Source organism: Pseudoduganella rivuli (assembly GCF_009674485.1).
GTDB lineage: Bacteria > Pseudomonadota > Gammaproteobacteria > Burkholderiales > Burkholderiaceae_D > Rugamonas > Rugamonas rivuli_B.
The window spans coordinates 218,122-238,805 of record NZ_WKJJ01000014.1; the positions used below are offsets into that span (position 1 = coordinate 218,122).

The following is a 20,684-nucleotide window of genomic DNA, read 5'->3' on the forward strand; positions in this document are numbered from 1 at the left end:
TTCCGCTGCGCGGAAACCGCCCTACGGGTTTTACTTCACGTTATAAAACGCTTCACGGCCTGGGTACGAAGCGGTTGCGCCCAGGTCTTCCTCGATGCGCAGCAGCTGGTTGTACTTGGCCATGCGGTCCGAACGGGACATCGAACCGGTCTTGATCTGCAGCGCGTTGGTGCCCACGGCGATATCGGCAATGGTCGAATCTTCCGTTTCGCCCGAGCGGTGCGAAATCACGGCGGTGTAGCCGGCGCGCTTGGCCATTTCAATGGCGGCGAACGTCTCGGTCAGCGTGCCGATCTGGTTGATCTTGATCAGGATCGAGTTGGCGATGCCTTTCTGGATGCCTTCTTTCAGGATCTTGGTGTTGGTGACGAACAGGTCGTCGCCCACCAGTTGCACTTTCTTGCCCAGTACGGACGTCAGGTGCGCCCAGCCTTCCCAGTCGCCCTCGTGCATCGCGTCCTCGATCGACACGATCGGGTACTTGTCGCACCACGACGCCAGCAGCGCCGTGAATTCGGCGGCGGTCAGCACTTTGCCTTCGCCTTCCAGGTGGTATTTGCCATCCTTGTAGAACTCGGATGCGGCGCAATCGAGGCCCAGCGCGATTTGCGCGCCTGGCTGGTAGCCCGCTTCTTCGATGGCCTGGATGATCAGCTTGATCGCGTCTTCATGCGACTCGACCGACGGGGCGAAACCGCCTTCGTCGCCCACTGCCGTGGTCAAACCCTTCTTGTGCAGGATTTTCTTCAGCGTGTGGAACACTTCCGCGCCGTAGCGGATGGCTTCCTTGAACGATGGCGCGCCGACCGGAATGATCATGAATTCCTGGATATCCAGGTTGTTGTCGGCGTGGGCGCCGCCATTGATCACGTTCATCATCGGTACCGGCAGCTGCATGCCGCCCGAACCGCCGAAGTAGCGGTACAGCGGCAGCTTGGCGTCGTCGGCGGCGGCTTTGGCCACGGCCATCGACACGGCCAGCGTGGCGTTCGCGCCCAGGCGCGATTTGTTTTCCGTGCCATCGAGTTCGATCAGCGTGCGGTCGATCAGCGCCTGCTCGGAAGCGTCCAGGCCGATGATGGCTTCCGCGATTTCGGTGTTGATGTTTTCAACGGCTTTCAGCACGCCCTTGCCGAAGTAGCGCTTGGCGTCGCCGTCGCGCAGTTCGATGGCTTCGCGCGAACCGGTCGAAGCGCCGGAAGGTACAGCAGCACGGCCGGTCACGCCGGATTCCAGCAACACATCGCATTCCACAGTCGGATTGCCGCGCGAATCGATGATCTCGCGTGCAATGACGTCGACAATAGCAGTCATTTCCTATCTCCGTTAAGTTTGGGGCCCTTGCCCCGTGGCCCTTCCACGTGTGCGGAAGGGCAATCTCATTTGGTTTGCCGGCTCGTTAAGCGGGCGCGCCGATCTTCATGATCTTCAGCGCATTGGTGCCGCCCACCAGGCCCATAGGCTCGCCCCAGGTCAGCACCACGTTATCGCCGCGCTGCACGATGCCGCGCGCGATCAGCAAGTCTTCCACTGCGCGCAGCACGGTTTCGCGATCGCGGTTCTGTTTCAGTTCCAGCGACGTCACGTTGCGGAACAGCGCCAGCTTGCGCTGGGTGGCCACGCTCGGCGTCAGCGCGATGATCGGCACGTCGATGCTGTTACGGCTCATCCACAGGCAGGTGGAGCCGGATTCCGTCAGCGCGGCAATGGCTTTCACGCGCAGGTGGTGCGCGGTGAACAGCGCGCCGTAGGCGATCGACTGGTCGATGCGGCTGAAGGTGGTGTTGATCAGGTCCACGTCCGGGTTCGACGGGTTCCATTTTTCAGCGTCCAGGCAGATGGCGGCCATGGCTTCCACGGTTTCAACCGGGTATTTGCCGGAAGCGGTTTCCGCCGACGTCATGACGGCGTCGGTGCCGTCCAGCACGGCGTTGGCCACGTCCGAGACTTCGGCGCGGGTCGGCACGGCGTTGACGATCATCGATTCCATCATTTGCGTCGCGGTGATGGCCAGCTTGTTGGACGCGCGCGCCATCTTGATCATGCGCTTTTGCAGCGCCGGCACGGCGGCGTTGCCCACTTCCACGGCCAGGTCGCCGCGCGCCACCATGATGCCGTCGGACGCGTCCAGGATTTCCTGCAGCGCGGGGATCGCTTCGGCGCGTTCGATTTTCGCGATCAGGAACGGCTTGTGGCCAAACGGCTCGCCCGCGATGTTGGCCAGCTGGCGCGCCATTTCCATGTCGGTGGCGTTTTTAGGGAACGATACGGCAACGTAATCGGCCTGGAAGCTCATCGCGGTCTTGATGTCTTCCATGTCTTTCGCCGTCAGCGCCGGCGCGGACAGGCCGCCGCCCTGGCGGTTGATGCCCTTGTTGTTCGACAGTTCGCCGCCGATCTTGGTGGTGGTGTGGATTTCGCTGCCGATGATGCGGTCCACGGTCAGCACGATCAGGCCGTCGTTCAGCAGCAGGATGTCGCCTGCTTTCAGGTCGCGCGGCAAGTCCTTGTAGTCCAGGCCGACGCGTTCCTGGTTGCCCAGCTCGCCGTTTTCGCCCCACTTGGCGTCGAGGATGAACTTGTCGCCGTTTTCCAGCTGGATCTTGCTGTTTTCAAATTTGCCGATGCGGATTTTCGGGCCCTGCAAGTCCGCCATGATGGCCACTTCGCGGCCAACGATGGCCGCCGCCTCGCGCACCATGCGGGCGCGGTCGACGTGGTCCTGTGCCTTACCGTGCGAGAAGTTCAGGCGCACGACATTGGTGCCGGCGCGGAACATGCGGACCAGCGTCTCGATGTCATTCGACGCCGGGCCGATGGTCGATACGATTTTCGTCGCGCGCTGCTTGATGGTTACCTGCGCATTCACATTCACGCTGTCTTTCGCTGTGTCTCTCACGGTATTTCCTCTCGGATGTATCAGTTAATTCTGCGAAAAAAAGTGCCAGGGACTTTTTTTCCGCAAAGAAAAGACCGGCGTGTGCCGGTCTGGGGGTAATGCTGGTCAGCCGCTGTTGCGCAGGCCCGCCGCCACGCCGTTGATGGACAAGTGGATGCCTTCGCGGGTGGCGGCGTCGGTGTCGCCGTCGCGGAAGCGGCGCAGCAGTTCGACCTGTACGTGGTTCAGCGGGTCGATGTACGGGAAGCGGTTGCGGATCGAACGTTGCAGCAGCGGGTTCGCGTCCTGCAATTCCGCCTGGCCCGTGATCTGCTTGACGACGTCCACCGTGAGTTCATGCTCGGCCTTGATGCGGCCAAAGATGGCGTCGCGCAGCGCTTCGTCGCGCACCAAGGTGGCATAGCGGCTGGCGATCGCGATATCGCTCTTGGCCAGCACCATGTCCATGTTCGACAACAGCGTGTTGAAGAACGGCCAGTCGCGGTACATCTGCTGCAGCTGCGCCAGGCCGTTCGGCTGGTTGGCCAGGAACGATTGCACGGCGGAGCCGAAGCCGAACCAGCCCGGCAGCATCACGCGGCATTGCGCCCAGCTCAGCACCCATGGAATCGCGCGCAAGTCTTCGATCGACGTGGACTTTTTGCGGGACGCCGGGCGGCTACCGATATTCAGCGCCGCGATCTCGGAAATCACCGTCGATTCCCAGAAATACTGTTCAAAGCCTTCGGTCTCGTAGACCAGCGAACGGTAGGTGCGCAGCGCCTCGTCCGACAGCGCCTGCATGGCCGCCAGTTGCGCCGGTTCCGCATCGGCGGATGCGGTGCGGCCCGGTTGCGCCAGCAAGGTCGCTTCCATGGTCGCGGCCACCATCACTTCCAGGTTGCGGCGGCCCACTTCCGGGTTCGCATACTTGGCGGTGATGACCTCGCCCTGCTCCGTCAAACGGATGCGGCCCTGCACGGCGCCTTGCGGCTGCGCCAGGATCGCTTCGTACGACGGACCGCCGCCACGGCCGACGGAACCGCCGCGGCCGTGGAACAGGCGCATCTTGATGCCGAAGCGCTCGAACACTTTGACCAGCTCGATCTCGGCCTTGTACAGTTCCCAGCCGGACGTGAAGTAGCCGCCATCCTTGTTGGAATCCGAATAGCCCAGCATGACTTCGTGCATGCTGCCGCGCGAGCGCAGCAAGTCCATGTACAGCGGGATGCCGAACGCCTTGGTCATGATGGCGGGGCCGGCGCGCAAGTCGTCGATGGTTTCAAACAGCGGGATGATGTTGACCGCCATGTGCGACTCGGCATCGACGCGGCCGGCGCGCAGCAAGCCGTGTTCTTTCAGCAGCAGCGCCACTTCCAGCAAGTCCGACACGCTGTCGGCTTTCGAAATGATGTAGTTGGTGACGCTTTCCGGGCCGTAGGCCGCATGCGCTTCTTTCAGCGCGCGGAAGATCGCCAGCTCGCCCGCCGTGTCTTCGCTGTATTCCAGGTAGGGGGAGATCAGCAGGCGCGGCGTGTGCAATTCTTCCAGCAGCAGCTTGCAGCGGGCATCTTCATCGAGCGACTTGTAATCCACGCCCGGGCGCGCGGCCGCCAGCAGTTCGGCCACGACGCGCTCGTGCACGTCGGAGTTCTGGCGCAGGTCGATCGGCGCCAGCGAGAAGCCGAACACCTTGACGGCGCGGCGCAGGTGGCGCAGGCGGCCACGGGCCAGCACGGCCGAGCCGTTGGCCACCAGCGAACGGTGCACGATATCCAGGTCGGCCAGCAGCGCTTGCGCGGAGGCGTAAGGCTGGACCTTGGCATCGGCCTGGGCGCCGGTGGCAAAGCGCAGGCGGTTGGCCGACAGGCGCGCGTGGATGCCGTAGATGGCGCGGCGGTATGGCTCGTCGATGCGGTGCGGCGACAGGTCGGCAGATGCGTCGGCCAGCGCGCGCAACTCGTCGGACGAACCGGTCATGGTTTGCGCCAGCGACAATTGCGACGCCAGCTTGTGCAATTCGCCCAGGTAGTGTTCCAGCGCCACGTCGGCCTGCCGTTGCAGGGTCGCTTTCAGGATGGTCGCGGTCACGAACGGGTTGCCGTCACGGTCGCCGCCGATCCAGCTGCCCACCTTCATAAAGGTCGGCAATTCCTCGTCGATCCAGTGCGGATCCAGCTTGGCCAACGCGTCCTGCAAGGTGCAATACAGTTGCGGCAGGCCGGACAGGATGGTGCGGTCGAAGAACGACAGGCCGTTTTCCACTTCATCGAGCACCGACAGCTTGGCCGTGCGCAGCAGACGGGTATTCCACAGCGTGTGGATACCGCGCGCCAGCGCCGCTTCATTGTTTTCCTGTTCTTCCGGCGTCATCTGCACGCGGTCGCGCTCATCGAGGATGCGGGCGATCGCCATCTGGCAATTCAGCGTGGACTTGCGCTGCACTTCGGTCGGGTGCGCGGTGAACACGGGGCTGATGTGCGCGTCGGCGAAGAAATCCGGCAGCGCATCGACGCGGCCCGCGTTGACGACATTCTGCACGGCCTTGGCCATGCTGCCCACGCGCGGCGCGGAACCGGCGATCAGGTGGGCGCGGCTGCGGCGCGTGTGGTGCTGGTCTTCCGCGATGTTGGCCAGCAGCGAGAAATACGTGAAAGCGCGGATCAGCTGGCTGGTTTCTTCCTGGCCCAGCGCGTGCAGCGCCTGGTCCAGTTCCGCCTTGGCCTGCTCGCACTGGTCGCGGCGGAAGCGGATCGCCAGCTGACGGATGTTTTCAATGCGGTTGAACGCGTCTTCACCGTGCTGCGCGCGTATCGTATCGCCCAGCATGCGCCCCAATTGCCGGACATCCCGTCCCAGCAACTCATCCTTGAACTCAACCGCCTTCGACCCATCCATGTTGCCGTCCTTCACCGATATGTAGTAATTTTACAGATTAGAATAAGAATTACACCAAATACGACATAGCTCAACTATAAGCCGTGGCGTACATCAGGTATAAGGTAAATTTACTACATTATGTGCAAAATCGTTAAAGCAGGCAACTAGAAAGTTTTGCGACGCAGCATGGGGGTAAGAAAGGCACGATCGTGCGGCTGGGAGTTGTGTAGACCAATCGTTGCAACTGGTCAAAGCATCCGCCGGAGAGCCCTGCTGCGACAGGTTTTTCCCGGGGAGAAAATTACTAAGAAGGAAATTTTCACTTTTTCCTGCCGCAAGCGCGGCCATGGAAACTATTGGGTGGCCCCCCGCGCCACCTCGTCCCGCAACGCTTCTATCCGCCGGATCTTTTCTTCCATCTTCGCCAGCTCCGCCTCAGCCACCCCTGCCGCCCTGCCCCGCTCCACATCGGCGCGCAGGCGTGGCACTTCATCCCGGGCGGCGTCGGCGAACGACGCCAGCAGCCGCGCATGCTGGCCCTGTTCGAAGCGGCGGTATGCCTGCGGGTCGGCCAGTTGCCCGGCGGTGGGTTGCGCGTGGGTGGCGGGGTCGTCGTGCACCACGGGCGGAGTGCGCGGGTCACCGTGTTCGCGCGCTTCGGCCATCGACAGCCATGCGGGGGCGCTGCTGTCGACGGGCGGCAGCGGCACCCGCTCCGGCTCGGGCGGCGGTTGCTCCGCCAGCGCATCCATCCATTGCGGACGGGTTGCGGCCTGCGCGGCAGGGGCCGGGGCCGGAGCGGCCGGCGCGCCACCACCCGGCCCCGCCGCCTCGCCCTGCGCGGGCCACCAATACCATGCGGCGGCGCCAATGAACGCCAGCGCGGCAATCACGGTGATGCGTTTCATGGCCGCGCCTCCAGCACCCGCAGCGGCGCATCGAGCAGGCTGCGGTTCAGTTCAATGTCGGCCTCCCGCACCACGCGGGCGCGCAGCGCGGCCAATTGCGCGATGGCGCTACGGCGCGCAATGGCGCGGCTGGCCACGTAACGGACGCTTTCCGCTTCCGGCGGCTGCACGCCATCGACGCGCTGTTCCACCAATACGATTTCCCAGTACGCCTTGTCCTGCGGTCCGACCGGCGCACGCACGGGGCGCGATACCGTGCCTGGCGGCTGCGCAAACGCCAGTTGCTGCAACCACGACGTCTTGCCGGAGGCATCGATCCATCCCAGGTCGCCGCCCTGTGCCGCATCGGCAGCCATGGAAAACTTGCGCGCCACCGAGGCAAAGTCCGCGCCGCCCTTCAGCGCGGCGTAGGCTGCCTGCGCCGCCGCCTCATCATGGGTGCGCACATGGCGCGCCCTGACCTTGTCGATGCGGCGGAATTCATCGCGGTGCTGGTCGTAATACGCGCGGATGGCATCGCTGTCCGCCTGCGCCGCCAGCTGGTTCAACAGCGGGCTGCCGCTGTCGGTATCGGCGCCGATGCCGTGCAACCGCTGCACCGCCAGGGTCACCGCCTGGTCGGACAGGGCGCGGCGCAGGTCCGCCAGCGCGGCCGCCCCGAAGCGGGATCCCGCCCAGTCCAGCACGGCCAGCACGCCCAGCGCCTGGCGCGCCTGCTGTTTCAACGCCCCCGGCTGGCGCATATGCAGCGCAATGCGGCCCTGCACGTTCTGGCGGCGGTATATGTCGTACAGCGACAGCGTGCCGGCGCCGCCGCCCGGCAAGCGGTAGGCCAGCACCGGCATGGCTTTCGCGTGTTGCGCTTGCGCCGCCGTCAGCGAATAATCGAGGCGTAGCGCCCCCGGCTTGCCGAACACGGCATCGAACGTAGCCGCCATCGCGGCGCCATCGATGGCGGGTTCCGCCACCACCAGCCCATCGAGGCTGCCGCCCGGCAGTTGCGCCAGCGCCTGTTCCAATTCTGTTTTGTAGAGACTGCGCAGCAGCGCGGCCAGCTGGTCGTCCAGCGCCACGTCGTGCGCATACGCGACGCCCTGCCCCGTCAACAATGCGGCTTCGCCCCACTGCGCACGGGCGCTGGCGGCCAGCAGCCGTTCGGCCACCAGCCCTTCCAGGGTCGCCGCGCGGGCAGCTTGCGGATCGGCCAGGCGCGCCTGCCGCCACAGTGTATCGACCGTGAACGCATGCAGCGGCGCCGCATCGATGCGGGCCGCCAGCGCGGGATCGTCGAGGCCATAGCGCACGGCGGCCGTTGCCGGCGGCAGCGCAATGCCGGCCAGCGCAACCGCCGCCAGCATCGCCCGCGCGGGCTGGTACAACACTGCCCGCACGCCCATCAGTTACCCAACCGTTCCGCTGCGCGGTTCAGCACATGCACCACCATGGCGATCGAATGCGGCACCATTTGCTGCGCCACGCGGCGGCGGTCGCCGTGGTCGCTGGACGACAGCACGATGCCGCCGTTGGCGTACGAATAGGTGCCGCCCTGCGTCAGCAGCGGGCGGATGTCGACGCCGGTCGGCGCCACCGGCGTGAAGTCGGCCAGCGCGGCTTTCACCAGCGCCGGATCGTTGAGTTTTTCCGTGTCGTAGTAATCCTGCACCCACTGTTCCCAGCCGCCGTGGTCGTGCGCGGACGTGGTCCACGTGTGGTGCGGCTGCAGCAAGTCCGTGGTGTGCAGCACGAAGCCCAGCGTCTGCGCGGTCGGTTGCGCCAGGAATTGCTGGAACCAGTACTGGCCCAGGTTGTCGATCGGCTGGAACGGCATGGTTTCAAAGTCGGCGTACTGGTTCACGTTCGAGCTGCCGCCCAGGCGGTAGTGCGCTTCCGTGATGCCATAGCTGTTGTATTTGCTGCTGTCGCCGAACCAGCCTTTCAGGCCGCCGGGACCGTCGTCCAGGTAGTCGCCATACAGCCAGCCGGCCGCCATGTTGTCGACGTCGCCGTTCACCGTCAGCTTGGCGTAGTTGTAGCCGCCAAACGGGTTGCCGTGCACGTCCGGGCCGGAGGTGTGGTTCTGGAAGTGCCAGTACGACGTGTATTTGACGATGGACGCGCCCGCGCCCCACACCGGCGCCAGCACGCAGCTGCCCGTCGATGCGCCGCACAGGTAGGTGTCGGCGAAATCGTCGACGTCATAGGCGCCCTGCCCCAGCGCCTGCGCGAACTGGTCGACCGTGTAGCCGGCGCGCGCAATGCCCGTCGCCAGCTTGGTGTAGTTGGTGGTGGACGGATTGTTTTTCATGAACGTCACCGCGTCCAGCACGATACGGCGGTGGGTTTCCTGTTGCCAGGCGTGGGCAGGCGCAACGGTGCACGCCGCCATGGCCAGCGCCATGGCAGTCATTCCAAATTTCATGTTTCCCCTGTGTGTGTAAAAGTACGAAAAAGTACGAACGGTCGCGTTTAAAACGAGTCGCGCAGCGTAACATAACAAATCGGCAAATTTAACTATTTGACAAACTTGTTATGCAATTTTTGCGTAAAAGCCACACTTTATATGCGCTTTGTGACACAACCGTGACAGGGGATTCGGTGGGGTGCGCTAAGGTTTGGGCATCGAACGCAACGGCGTCGGGGGCCGCAGATGGCCCTGGCCGTCGACCAGCACGCGCTGGCTGGCCTTGGCCGTGCTCGCGCCGATGCCGGACAGCACCCGCATGGAACCGAGCAGCACTTGCTGTTGCACGTCCATGTAGGCGGCATACGACGGGTCGAGCACGTAATAGACGACTTCGAATTCCAGCGCGTCCTGCGTGACGGACTTTAAATGCGCGCGGTCGAAGCGCACCTGGCGCTGCGCTTCCACCACGTGCTGCAACGCTTCCGGCACCCTTTCGGCCACCTCGACCGGCGTCGACGGCGCCAGGTTCAGCGAAAACTGCACGCGCCGGTTTTGCATGCGCTTGAAGTTGCGCACGGTATTTTTCAGCAAATCCGCATTGGCGATGACGATCTGTTCGCCGCTGTCGGCGCGGATGCGCGTGGTTTTCAGCCCCACGTGCTCCACCGTGCCGGAAAAGCCGTTGACGCTGATGGCGTCGCCCACTTCAAACGGCTTGTCGACGGCGATCGACAGCGAGGCGAACAAGTCGCCCAGGATATTTTGCACGGCCAGCGCCACGGCGATGCCGCCGATCCCGAGGCTGGCGACGAAGGCAGAAATATTGATGCCCAGGTTGGACAGGATGGCCAGGAACAGCACGACCCACAGCGCCGTCTTCAACGCCCACACCATCAGCGTGCGGGCCACGGTCGGGTTGGCGGCGCCGGTATCGCGCATGCTCACGGACGAGCGTCCACCGAAATAGCGGCGCGCGCTGATATCGACCAGCTGGTTCACATACAGGCCGATTTGCACGCCCAGCGTCACGAACCACAGGTGCGTCACGCGGTCCGCCCACGGCTGCGGCAAGTCCAGCACCGTCAGGCCGATCAGCAGCGCCGTGACCACCACCACCAGGTTGCTGGTCTTTTTCAGCATCGCGCACAGCAGCTCAGCCATTGGCTTGCTGGCGCGGCGGTCCGCCTGCACTTGCTCGAGCCGGCGGCGGCACAGCGCCACCGCGCCGTGAATCGCCAGATAGCTGGCGACCGCCACGCCAATGCTGAGCAGCCAGTTTTGCCAGTCGATGCCGTCCACGATGCCATCGAACGTTGCGATGAATTTTTGGTAGCTCAAACCTGTTTCCTTCCATGCCTACTTGCCAGCCGCTACTGTAATGCGGCAATGCGGCCCTGACCGTGCGCGGCCGCACATACGGCGGGACGGCAACCGTGGCAGCCTGACAGTCAGTCCCACAGGAGTTCAACATGCATACAGGAAAAGAACACAGCCGCGGCGAACAACCGGCCGCGCATGAAAGCGGCAATGCCGCCACCGGCCATCCAGCCAACAGCGTCATCAGCTCCACCAGCACCACCAGCACCAATAACGCCGCTACGCCGCACGGCAATACGGCTGGAACGCGCGGCGGCGACTCCATGCAGCGCGCCGATGTGGCGCCAGCCGTCAGCGGCAATACGGGTTACGGCCACGAGGCTGGTACACGCGGTTCCGGCACGCCGGTGGAAAGCGGCGCGGGAAAACTCGCCGACGACCGTCCCGGGCGCGATGTCCCGAAAGGCGGCGGACCGGTGTGAGTGTGTGCGCGCGCACGGAGCGCGCCCATCCCGGCGGGCAGCATAGAGGTTCTATCGACAATTGACAGGGGAGTCATCATGACCAAGCGTATCGGCAACAAGGATATTGCCCAGCACCGCAGCAAGGAAGAAAAGAAGCGCATCCACGCGTCGAACGTCGCGATGGAAGCGGAAAAGCAGGCAGCCGCACGGGAAAAATACCGCAACATGCAAAAGGGCCAGCCCTTTGCCGTCATGAAAGAAAAGTGACGGCGCAGCTTATTTGTCGGGGAATTCCGATACCTGTGCAGGAATTTGCACGCGGATGCGGGCGCCGTGGCCCGGCTTGCTGTCGACGGTGACGGCGCCGCCCAGTTTCAGCGCGCGCTCGTGGATGCCCAGCAAGCCAAAGGATTGGCGCTTGCGCTTGGCCGGGTCGAAGCCGCAGCCATTGTCCCGCACTTCCAGCTGGATGCGCTCATCGTCCTGCACCAGCGCGATGTCGACGCGGGTGGCGCCCGCGTGACGCCGGATATTGGTCAGCGATTCTTGCACGATGCGGAACAATTCCGTGGCCCGCGCCTCGTCCAGCGTCACTTGCCGCTCATCCACGTGTAACTGGCACAGCACGCCGGTGTGGCTGAAAAACTGTTCACCCAGCCATTCCAGCGCCGAGACGATCCCCATGTTCAGCGCGCTGGGGCGCAATGACGACACCACGTCGCGCACCACCTGGATGGTCGAATCGACCAGCCCGGTCAACGCCCGCGTGCGTTCGGCCAGCGCGGGATTGTCCGCGCCAAACTGCATTTCCACCACCGACACACCGAGCCGCAGCGCCGACAGGTATTGCCCCAGTTCATCGTGGATTTCGCGGGTGATGTACTTGCGCTCCTCTTCCCGCACGGCGTCGCTGCGCGATGCCAGCTGGCGCAGCATTTGCTGCGATTCGCTGAGACGGCGCTCGGTTTCCTTCAGCGCCGAGATATTGCGCCCGATCGCCAGCACGCCCACCACCTGGCCCTCGGCATTACGTTCCGGCACCAAATGAAACGCATAGTCGCGCGCCGTCTCGCCCGGATCGGCCAGGCGGACAAAGACTTCGGTCCCGGCGCCGGTCTCCATCACACGGCGCAGCACGGCGATGTAATCCTCCGGCGCCAGATCGGCGTGCGTACGCACCAGCTTTTGCGGCTGGCGCATCAGCGCCTCGGCCATCGGGATGCCGGTTTCCCGCTCGAACGCGGGATTGACATAGATGCGCCGGCAGTCGCTGTCGTAGCGGATCACCATGTCAGGCGAATTTTCCGCCAACGTGCGGAATTCCTGTTCCCGCCTGCGCAACAGGGTTTCCGCCTGTTCCCGTTCGCGGATTTGCGCATTGAGCGCTTCCACGGTGCTGGCCAGTTCCGCGGTACGCTGCGCCACGCGCACTTCCAGCATGTCGTGCGCCTGCCGCAGCGCCGCCTCGGCCTGGTTGCGTTCGATCGCATAGCGGATCGAACGCACCAGCATGCCGGTATCGACCTGTCCCTTGACCAGGTAATCCTGCGCGCCGGCCTGCACCGCGCGCATCGCCACCGCCTCGTCATTCAGCCCGCTCAGCACCACCAGTGCCGGCACGCGCACGCCGCATGACTGCAAGCGCTGCACGGTTTCCAGGCCGGTCGAACCGGGCAGCCCCAGGTCGAGCAGCACCAGGTCGACCTGGTCTTGCCGCAGGTGCGCGATGCCCTCCTCCAGGTTGCGCGCCCAGGCCAGTTCCCAGTCCAGCGCACCCGCATCGGCCAGCATATGCCGGAACAGCAGCGCGTCGCCCCGGTTGTCCTCGATCAGCAGGATACGGATGGGAGCCGGCGTGCCGGCGTGGGCGCTTGCATGCCCCATCACAGCCCCTCCTGCTCGTCCGCCATCAGCGTGAAGTAAAACACGGAACCGCCCGCCGGGCCTGGCGTCACGCCGATCGCGCCGCCATGGCGCTCGATGATTTTCTTGCAGATCGCCAGGCCGATGCCGGTGCCCGGATATTCGTGGCCGGCATGCAGGCGCTGGAACATGTCAAAGATGCGCTGCCCGTTTTCGGGCGCGACGCCGATCCCGTTGTCCTGTATGGTGATGCGCCAGTAACGGCCCTCGCGCACGGCGCCGATATCCACCTGCGGCGGACGATCGCGGCAGAATTTGATGGCGTTGGCGATCAGGTTCTGGAACACTTGCGCCAGTTGCCCGGCGTCGCCCAGCACGCTGGGCAAGGCGTCGCAGCGCACCTGCGCCCCGCTTTCATTGATCGCGATGCGCAGCGCGGCCAGCGCCATCGCCGCCACGTCGTTGCAATCGACCCGCTGCAACGGGCGCGCCTTGGTATCGACCCGGGAAATCGTCAGCAGGTCTTCGATCAGCGTTTGCATGCGCTTGGCGCCTTCCATCGCGAAGGTGATGAATTCATCCGCTTCCGCATCGAGCCGGCCACGATAACGCCGCTCCAGCAACTGCACATAACTGGCCACCATGCGCAGCGGTTCCTGCAAGTCATGCGAGGCGACGTAGGCCATGCGCTCCAGTTCCGCATTGGACCGCGCCAGTTCCTGCGAACGCGCCAGCAATTGCCGCTGCGTGGCGCGCAGGTTCAGGTGGGTGCTGACGCGCGCCAGCACTTCTTCCGCGTGGAACGGCTTGGTGACGTAATCGACGGCGCCCGCGTCGTAGGCGCGGATCTTGTCATTGATGTCGGACAGCGCGGTCATGAAGATCACCGGTATGCCGCTGGTGACCGGGTCGGCCTGCAGGCGGCGGCAGGTTTCAAAGCCATCCCAGCCCGGCATCATGACGTCCAGCAAAATCAGGTCCGGCTGGCCGAATCGGGCCCGCTCCAGCCCCTCTTCTCCATCTTCCGCCACCATGACGGTATAACCGTGGCTGCCCAGGTACTCGGCCACCACCCGCACATTGGCAGGTGTGTCGTCAACGATCAAAATGGTGGAAATCTCGCTCGCTTGCATGGCCACCTGCCGTGTTGGCGATTCAGTTAAGAGGATAGCTGTCATGATACTCCGTTACGCCGCGCGGCTGGTGGCCAACAGTGCTTCGAACGCGGCGCGCGGCATCGGCCGCCCATACAGGTAGCCCTGCGCCAGGCGGCAACCATGCGACGCCAGGTATTCGGCCTGTTGTTCCGATTCCACGCCTTCGGCCACGGTTTCCAGCCGCAGCGCGCTGGCAATCGACAGCATCGCCTTGACCAGTTCGCGCTTGCTGCGGTCGCCCGGCACGTCGCCGACAAACGAGCGGTCGATCTTCAGCTGGCTGACGGGGAAGCGGTGCAGGTAGCTGAGGGCGGAATAGCCGGTGCCGAAATCGTCGATGGAAATGGCCAGGCCCATGCCCGTCAGCGCTTCCAGCATGTCTTCCACCGTGCGGTCGCCGTCGAGCAGCAGGCTCTCCGTGATTTCCAGCTTCAGCCAGGACGGATGGCAGCCGCTCTCCTGCAAGTGGCGCCGCACCGCGCCCGCCAGGTCGTGGCGGATAAACTGGCGCGGCGACAGGTTGACCGCCAGTTGCAGCGGCGCCGCGTCGCCGCGGTTCCATTCCGCCACGGCGGCACAGGCGTCGGCCAGCACCCAGTCGCCGATTTCCACGATCAGGCCGGACGCCTCGGCGATGCTGATGAACTGCAGCGGCATCACCATGCCGTGCCCCGGCCGGTGCCAGCGCAGCAGCGCTTCCGCGCCCACCATGCGCCCGCTGCGCAGTTCGACCTGAGGCTGGAAATACAATTCCAGTTCGCCGTTGCGGCAGGCCCGCCGCAGCGCCGCCTCCACCTCCAGCCGCTCGGCGGCCTGGCGCGTCAGTTCCTGCATATAGAATTCATAATGGTTGCGGCCCTGGCGCTTGGCGTAATACATGGCCGTATCGGCATGCTGGTACAGGGTCGCCGTATCTTTGCCGTCATCCGGGTACACGGCAATGCCGATGCTGGCCGGCACGAACAGTTCATGGCCGTCGATGAAGAATGGTTCGTTCAGCGCGGCCACGAACGCCGCGGCGCGCTGCGCCAGGACGTCGCGTTCCGCCTGCACCAGCATGGCGAACTCATCGCCGCCGAAACGCGCCACCACGTCGCCGGGCAGCGCGCATGCCTGCAAGCGGCGTCCCACCTCCCGCAGCAGCCGGTCGCCGGCCGCATGGCCCAGCGTATCGTTGATTTCCTTGAAATGGTCCAGGTCGAGCATCATCAAGCCGAACGGCGGGGTCTGCGCCGCCTGTTGCAGTGACAGCGACAGCAGGCTGCGGTTGGGCAGGCCGGTCAATGAATCGTAGTACGCCAGGCGGCACACGGTGCGGCGGTAATGATCGAGCTTGGCCAGCATCCGCGATTTCGCGCGGCGCATCTGCGCGGCGTCATCCGCGCAGGCGTCGACACGCTGCTCCAGTACGTCCGTCCACTGCAACAGGCGCTCCAGCTTCCATTGCACCCGGTCCGGCGCGGCAGCCGGCGGCGCGGTGTTCCAGGCCATCCCCGAGCGGGAGATGGGTTTTCCTCCGTCAGCCATTTTGCGTTCCTCGCACTGTTATCACGATAGACTTCTGTTCTTCCAGCATAGGTAGAACAGGAGGCAATACGTATCATCCCGGCCTGATTCCTGCGTAGGGCGGCGCGACGGCTGCGTCGGGAAATCCCTACCCCATGACATCGTGCGTGAAGACGTAGCGCATCAGCTCCGCGTTATTGGCAAAGCTCATTTTCTGCATCAGGCGCGCCTTGTGCGTGCTGACTGTCTTGTTGCTGATGGACAGCTCGGCGGCGATTTCATTGACGGTGCGGCCCTGCCCCAGCAAGCCGAGGATGCGCTGTTCGCGCGACGACAGCTGTTCGTGCGGCGGCGCCTGTTCGTCGTCGCCCTCGAATACCATGCGTTCGACGATGCGCGGGTCGATGTAGCGCCCGCCCGACGCCACCTTGCGGATCGCCGTGGTCAGCGTCTCGGCCCCGCAATCCTTGGTCAGGTAGCCGTTCGCCCCGGCCGCCAGTGCGCGGCGCGCAATCTGCACCTCGTTGTGCATGGACAGCACCAGCACCGGCAAGGCCCCGTGGTGCAGCCGCACCCGCTTGATCAGATCCACGCCGCTGATGCCTGACATGGCCATGTCCAGCAACAGCAAATCCACTTCGCCGCCACGCAGGTGCGACAGGACCTGTCCGCCGTTGACGGCTTCTCCCGCCACGCCCAGGTCCGGGCACAGCGCAAACAGCTGGCGCAAGCCCTCCCGCACAATGGCATGGTCGTCCGCGATTAATACCTTGATCATATTGTCCCTCGTTATTCTTCCGCGTCAGCCACCTGCGCATAGCTGTCGACCAGTTGGCGCAACGCCTTCGACTGGTAACCGCGCGCCAGTGTGCGCAATTGTTCCGCAAATGGCTGGTAGCGTGGATCCAGCCGCTCCAGGTGCTCGGCGCGGACCTGGATCGCGCGCATGTTGCCCAGCCGCGCCAGTTGCTGCAATACCGCCATTTCCTCGGCCGGCGGCGGGGTCAGCGGCGGTGTGTCGGCGCCGTCCCGGGCCGGTATCTCGGGTTCCGCCTGCCCCGACGCGGGCGTGTGCAGCGGCAACATCATCGGCGCCGGCAAGTCGAACCAGAATACGCTGCCCTGGCCGGGCCGGCTTTCGACCTGGATTTCACTGCCCATCATCCGGACGAACTGGCGGCTGATGGCCAGGCCCAGGCCGGTGCCGCCCAGGCGGCGCTGGGCTTCGCCCACTTGCTCGAACGGCTGGAAGATGGTTTCCAGCTGGCCCGGACCGATGCCGATGCCGCTGTCGCCCACTTCGAACCGTACCCGCCCCGGTTCGCTTTGCATGACGCGCAGCGCAACCCGCCCGCGGTCGGTGAATTTCACGGCGTTCGACAACAGGTTCAGCAACACCTGGCGCAGCCGCTGCCCGTCCGCCACCAGCATGGGTGGCACGTCCGCGCCCACGTCGCAGACGAATTCCAGGTTCTTTTCCGCAGTGCGGATGCCGACCATGCCGGCAATGGATTGCAGCTCGGCGCGCAAATCGAACGGCGCCGCAAACAGTTCCACCTTGCCCGCTTCCAGTTTGGCCGCGTCCAGCACATTGTTGATCAGGCCCAGCAAATGCTCGCCGCTGTTGCGGATGGCTTCCACGCTGGAACGCTGTTCCGCGTCGAGGCGCGCATCGCGCCACAGCAACTGTGCAAAGCCCAGCACCGCGTTCAGCGGCGTGCGCAATTCATGGCTCATCTGCGCCACGAAGTCGCTGCGCAGGCGCGCCAGCCGCTGCGCTTCCAGCAGCGCCGCGTCGCGCGCCGCTTCGGCTTCCTTGCGCGCACTGATGTCGCGCGCCAGCCCGACGGTGCCCAGCACCGTGCCATCGTCGTCCAGCACGGGCGCCTTGAACACTTCCACCCAGCGCGTGCCGCCCGGGCCGGTGCGCACTTCTTCCACGGTTTGCTGGACGCGCGAATGCATCACCAGCATGTCGTCGGCGCGCGCCGCGCGTGCCACCTCCGGCGGGTACACGTCGAAATCCGATTTGCCCGGCATATCGTCGGCATCGCAGCCCAGTTCGCGCGCCGTGGCCAGGTTGGCGGCCAGGTAGTGGCTGTCGGTATCCTTGAACCACACTTGCCAGGGAATGGTATCGATCAGCACGCGCAGGTAGCGGGTTTGCTGGCGCAACTGCCCGGTGCGCTGCTGCACCTTGAATTCCAGGCTGCTGTTGAGCGCGAGAATTTCCGCCTCGGCGCGCTTGCGTCCCGTGATATCGGAAATCACCGCCACCGCGCCGCATTGCGCGCCCGCCAGCGGCCGCGCCGTCATGTGCAGCCAGCGTCCCTTTGACGGTTCCGCGCCATCCAGGTAAATTTCCTCGCCTTCGCCCGCATCGCTGCCGCGCACCGCCCGCGCCAGCGGCAACTGGTCGCGCGGATATGGCGTGCGGCGGTCCGAATGGTAAAACACCACGTCGTCAGGCCAGCGCGCGCCCTGTTCTTCGCGGCGCAGCCCGACGATGCGTTCGGCGGCCGGATTGACCAGTACCAGCCGGCCCTGCGCATCGGCCACCGCCACACCGTCGCCCAGGCTGTCCAGCACCGATTGCAGGATGTCGGTCTGCCGCTGCACCGCCTGCTGCGACTGGCGCAAGCCGTCGTTGGCGGCGGCCAGCATCCGGTGCGAACGGCGCAGGCGCACCAGGAAGAACGCCAGCACCGCCAGCACCAGCGCAATGGCGCCCAGCACGGTCCACATCCAGCGCTGTTGCAGCTCGCGCTCGCGCAATTCCACTTGCTGTTGCTCATTACGCCGCGTCAAGTCGGCAATTTCGCGCTGGCGCGCCTGCTGCTCGTAGCGCTCGGTGAGTTCCAGCACCCGCGTACTGATTTTTCTCCGGTTGGCCTGGGCCGTCATGTCGGCCGCCGCCTGCGCATGCTCATACGCCTGGCGGTATTCGCCGCGCCGCGCATCGAGCCGCCCCAGCAGCTGTTCGCTTTCGCTCAGGTACAGCGCCAGGCCCAGTTCGCGCGCGAGGCGCAATGAACGCTGCAAGTCCGCTTCGGCCGCCGCCAGCCGCTTCAGCTCCACGTAGCTGGTGCTGCGCGCCGTCAGCGCCCACCACAGGCCCGTCTTGTTCGGCAACCGCTCATAGGTGTCCACCGCCTCATCGAGCAGCGCCACCGCCCGCGCATGGTCGCCCCGCATGCGCGCATGGCTGGCTTCGGCAAACAGGCCGGCCGTCACGTAAAACGGCAGGCCGATGGCGCGGTAGATGGCGGTCGCCTGGCGTACCAGCAAGTTGCCGGCCGTCACGTCGCCCTGTGCCGCCACCACCCCGCCCTGGCCGGCCAGCGCCAGCGCTTCCAGCAGGCGCGAGCCCGCCGCCTGGGCCTGGGCCTGCATCTCATGGTATTGCTGCAGCGATTCCTTGTTGTTGTCGCTCTGGTTGTAAGCGATCGCCATGCACTGGTGGGCGTAAGCCATGGCCAGCGGTTGCCGGCTGCGGCGGGCCAGGTCCATGTTGCGCACGCAGGCATCGACCGATTCATCGATCTTGCCGAAGCGGTGATACATCATGGCCATGCGCAGCATGGCTTCGCTCAGCAATTCGGGGCGGTCGATGCCGTCAAGCGCCTTGACGGCCCGCGCCGTCACAGTGATCAAACGGTCGAAATTGCCCTGGTTGACGGTATTGAGCGCCGCCACCAGGTCGGCCTCGGCTTGCCCGGCGAGGTCGCCGTGGCGCAACGCCAGCGCATACGCCTGGTCCGAAAGCGATGCGGCCTCCGCGGTGCGGGCGCGGTACAGCGCGATGCGGGCGCGCAGGTTCAGCAAGCGCACCGTGTCGGTTGCCGGGGCGCCGGATGGCAACTCGGACGCCAGTTTGCGCGCCTGTTCGTCGGCGTGCACCACGTCATTGTCGGCCAGTAGCAGGATACGGGCGGCCTCGGCGCGCCACAAGCCCAGCGGCATGCCGCTGGCGACGCACTGGCCATGCCAACTCAGCAGGACCAGCAAGCCAGCACGGATCCACCGGCTACTGACGTTGATCTTCATGCCTGCCCCATATTCTCAACTGCCCGGACCAGCATGACAGAATTTCCTGAGGCTGCCTATAAGGAAATCCTGATTTCCAAAAACGCAAGTCAATAGCGGAATGCCGCGCTCACGGCCAGTTGGCGGTCATTGATGAAACTGCTCTGGTGCCGCTGCGGCTCGCCATAATAATTGCGGCGCACCGTGTTGGTCAGGTTGTTGCCTTCCAGCGTCAAGGTCAGGCTCGGCCGGACCCGCCAGGTCAGCGCGGCATCCAGCCAGCCATATCCCTCTGTATAGACTGGCAGCGCGCCGACCCCGACGATATTCGATACCCCGCTGAGGAAGGTGGAGCGCCAGTTATACGCGGCCCGCGCCGACCAGTCGCCGGATTCATACATCAGCACCGTGTTGGCGCTGCGCCGCGACAGGTTTTGCAGCGGCACGCGCGCCCCCAGGATGGGACTGGCCGTGCTGCTGCCGACCAGCGTGGCGTTCAGTTGCACGCCCAGTCCACGCCAGGCGCCCGGCAGGAAGTCGAAGAATTGCTGGTAGCCCGCTTCCAGTCCCCGGATGCGGGCCCGGTTGCCGTTTTGCGGCCGCGTCACCTGGTACGTGACGCCGTCATAGGTTTCCGGCGCACTGACGCTGGTCACAAAACCGTCCACGTGCTTGACGAACCCCGTCACCGTCACCATGCGGTTGCCCGCGCCATACCATTCGGCCGCCAGGTCCAGGTTATCCGAACGCACCGGGCGCAGCGCCGGGTTGCCTGCGCTGCCCGTGTTGGCGGTCGGCGTGATGGAATTCGGCACCAGGGTCAGCGATGGCGACAGCTGGTCGAAATTGGGGCGCGTCATGGTTTTCGACACGGCGGCGCGCCATATCACGTCGGCCGACGGACGGTAGCGCAGGCTGGCGCTGGGCAACCAGTCCAGCGCGCTGTCGGAGGCCGTCAGCGGCGCCACGCCGGCGCCCGGCACGGAGCGGCTGCCGTCCAGCATTTCGCGCACCCGCGTGGCGCGCACACCCGCATTGCCGTCCAGCGGCAAGCCGTCGGCCTTGAAATCCGCCATCAGCCACGCCGCGGCGCTGCGCTCGTCGACGTTCCACAAGGTCAACGGATTGCCCTGGACCGGGACCGGCGCGGTCACGCCCAGCAGCCGGCGCCAGGCCAACGCATCGCGCGCCTGCGCCACGCTGCTGTACCACAGGCCGCCGATGCTGCCGCCCGGCTCGCCGGCGAACAGCGCGCCCGGCCCGGCGCCCAGCGGCGCGGCC

Annotated in this window: 15 protein-coding genes; 2 read left to right on the plus strand and 13 right to left on the minus strand. The window is 65.1% G+C overall.

Annotated features, from left to right (window positions below):
• Positions 1-30: 30 nt before the first annotated feature.
• The 7 genes from eno to GJ700_RS22280 form a co-directional block, all read right to left on the minus strand.
• Positions 31-1,314 carry a phosphopyruvate hydratase gene (gene eno / locus GJ700_RS22250; RefSeq protein ID WP_154377982.1) on the minus strand — a complete coding sequence of 428 codons (1,284 nt, stop codon included), beginning with the start codon at positions 1,312-1,314 and terminating at the stop codon, positions 31-33.
• An 85-nt stretch (positions 1,315-1,399) separates the two neighbouring features.
• Positions 1,400-2,899, minus strand: coding sequence for a pyruvate kinase (gene pyk / locus GJ700_RS22255; protein WP_371868073.1), 1,500 nt, complete (start codon positions 2,897-2,899; stop codon positions 1,400-1,402).
• Positions 2,900-3,004: 105 nt separating this feature from the next.
• Complete coding sequence (ppc, locus tag GJ700_RS22260) at positions 3,005-5,776, minus strand: phosphoenolpyruvate carboxylase (protein ID WP_154377985.1); 2,772 nt, start codon at positions 5,774-5,776, stop codon at positions 3,005-3,007.
• 335 nt (positions 5,777-6,111) lie between these two features.
• Complete coding sequence (locus GJ700_RS22265) at positions 6,112-6,666, minus strand: flagellar biosynthesis protein FlhF (protein WP_154377987.1); 555 nt, start codon at positions 6,664-6,666, stop codon at positions 6,112-6,114.
• Positions 6,663-8,063, minus strand: a complete 1,401-nt coding sequence (locus GJ700_RS22270; protein WP_229507169.1) for a peptidylprolyl isomerase — start codon at positions 8,061-8,063, stop codon at positions 6,663-6,665. The genes GJ700_RS22265 and GJ700_RS22270 overlap by 4 nt, the downstream gene beginning before the upstream one ends.
• Positions 8,063-9,073: a phospholipase C/P1 nuclease family protein gene (locus GJ700_RS22275; protein ID WP_229507170.1), complete on the minus strand. Its 1,011-nt coding sequence runs from the start codon at positions 9,071-9,073 to the stop codon at positions 8,063-8,065. Before GJ700_RS22275 ends, GJ700_RS22270 begins: the two co-directional genes overlap by 1 nt.
• A 198-nt stretch (positions 9,074-9,271) precedes the next feature.
• Positions 9,272-10,408, minus strand: a complete 1,137-nt coding sequence (locus GJ700_RS22280; protein WP_154377991.1) for a mechanosensitive ion channel family protein — start codon at positions 10,406-10,408, stop codon at positions 9,272-9,274.
• A gap of 131 nt (positions 10,409-10,539) precedes the next feature.
• On the opposite strand from GJ700_RS22280, the gene GJ700_RS22285 reads away from it, so the two are divergent.
• Together GJ700_RS22285 and GJ700_RS35045 are read left to right on the plus strand one after the other, a co-directional pair.
• Positions 10,540-10,869, plus strand: coding sequence for a hypothetical protein (locus tag GJ700_RS22285; RefSeq protein WP_154377993.1), 330 nt, complete (start codon positions 10,540-10,542; stop codon positions 10,867-10,869).
• 78 nt (positions 10,870-10,947) lie between these two features.
• Complete coding sequence (locus tag GJ700_RS35045; protein WP_195763977.1) at positions 10,948-11,118, plus strand: hypothetical protein; 171 nt, start codon at positions 10,948-10,950, stop codon at positions 11,116-11,118.
• A gap of 9 nt (positions 11,119-11,127) precedes the next feature.
• Here GJ700_RS35045 and GJ700_RS22290 read toward each other — a convergent pair whose 3' ends face one another.
• The 6 genes from GJ700_RS22290 to GJ700_RS22315 form a co-directional block, all read right to left on the minus strand.
• A complete protein-coding gene (locus tag GJ700_RS22290) occupies positions 11,128-12,735 on the minus strand; it encodes a hybrid sensor histidine kinase/response regulator (RefSeq protein ID WP_154377995.1) in 1,608 nt (535 codons plus the stop codon).
• Positions 12,735-13,892: a sensor histidine kinase gene (locus tag GJ700_RS22295; protein WP_229507171.1), complete on the minus strand. Its 1,158-nt coding sequence runs from the start codon at positions 13,890-13,892 to the stop codon at positions 12,735-12,737. Before GJ700_RS22295 ends, GJ700_RS22290 begins: the two co-directional genes overlap by 1 nt.
• Before the next feature lie 9 nt (positions 13,893-13,901).
• Entirely contained in the window at positions 13,902-15,398 is a 1,497-nt protein-coding gene (locus GJ700_RS22300; RefSeq protein WP_154377997.1) for a putative bifunctional diguanylate cyclase/phosphodiesterase, read from the minus strand.
• Positions 15,399-15,525: 127 nt separating this feature from the next.
• Complete coding sequence (locus GJ700_RS22305) at positions 15,526-16,155, minus strand: response regulator (protein WP_154377999.1); 630 nt, start codon at positions 16,153-16,155, stop codon at positions 15,526-15,528.
• Between the two features lie 11 nt (positions 16,156-16,166).
• The gene (locus GJ700_RS22310; protein ID WP_154378001.1) at positions 16,167-19,424 is read right to left on the minus strand and encodes a PAS domain-containing protein; all 3,258 of its coding nucleotides are present in this window, start codon (positions 19,422-19,424) and stop codon (positions 16,167-16,169) included.
• Positions 19,425-19,513: 89 nt separating this feature from the next.
• A partial coding sequence (locus tag GJ700_RS22315; protein ID WP_154378003.1) for a TonB-dependent receptor occupies positions 19,514-20,684 on the minus strand: 1,171 nt, incomplete at its 5' end.

What these genes read in the sequence shown, in the direction of transcription:
- eno (WP_154377982.1), bottom strand. Translation starts at nt 1,314, where the DNA reads ATGACTGCTATTGTCGACGTCATTGCACGCGAGATCATCGATTCGCGC.
- ppc (WP_154377985.1), bottom strand. Translation starts at nt 5,776, where the DNA reads ATGGATGGGTCGAAGGCGGTTGAGTTCAAGGATGAGTTGCTGGGACGG.
- GJ700_RS22265 (WP_154377987.1), bottom strand. Translation starts at nt 6,666, where the DNA reads ATGAAACGCATCACCGTGATTGCCGCGCTGGCGTTCATTGGCGCCGCC.
- GJ700_RS22270 (WP_229507169.1), bottom strand. Translation starts at nt 8,063, where the DNA reads ATGGGCGTGCGGGCAGTGTTGTACCAGCCCGCGCGGGCGATGCTGGCG.
- GJ700_RS22275 (WP_229507170.1), bottom strand. Translation starts at nt 9,073, where the DNA reads ATGACTGCCATGGCGCTGGCCATGGCGGCGTGCACCGTTGCGCCTGCC.
- GJ700_RS22285 (WP_154377993.1), top strand. Translation starts at nt 10,540, where the DNA reads ATGCATACAGGAAAAGAACACAGCCGCGGCGAACAACCGGCCGCGCAT.
- GJ700_RS35045 (WP_195763977.1), top strand. Translation starts at nt 10,948, where the DNA reads ATGACCAAGCGTATCGGCAACAAGGATATTGCCCAGCACCGCAGCAAG.
- GJ700_RS22290 (WP_154377995.1), bottom strand. Translation starts at nt 12,735, where the DNA reads ATGGGGCATGCAAGCGCCCACGCCGGCACGCCGGCTCCCATCCGTATC.
- GJ700_RS22295 (WP_229507171.1), bottom strand. Translation starts at nt 13,892, where the DNA reads ATGACAGCTATCCTCTTAACTGAATCGCCAACACGGCAGGTGGCCATG.
- GJ700_RS22300 (WP_154377997.1), bottom strand. Translation starts at nt 15,398, where the DNA reads ATGGCTGACGGAGGAAAACCCATCTCCCGCTCGGGGATGGCCTGGAAC.
- GJ700_RS22305 (WP_154377999.1), bottom strand. Translation starts at nt 16,155, where the DNA reads ATGATCAAGGTATTAATCGCGGACGACCATGCCATTGTGCGGGAGGGC.
- GJ700_RS22310 (WP_154378001.1), bottom strand. Translation starts at nt 19,424, where the DNA reads ATGAAGATCAACGTCAGTAGCCGGTGGATCCGTGCTGGCTTGCTGGTC.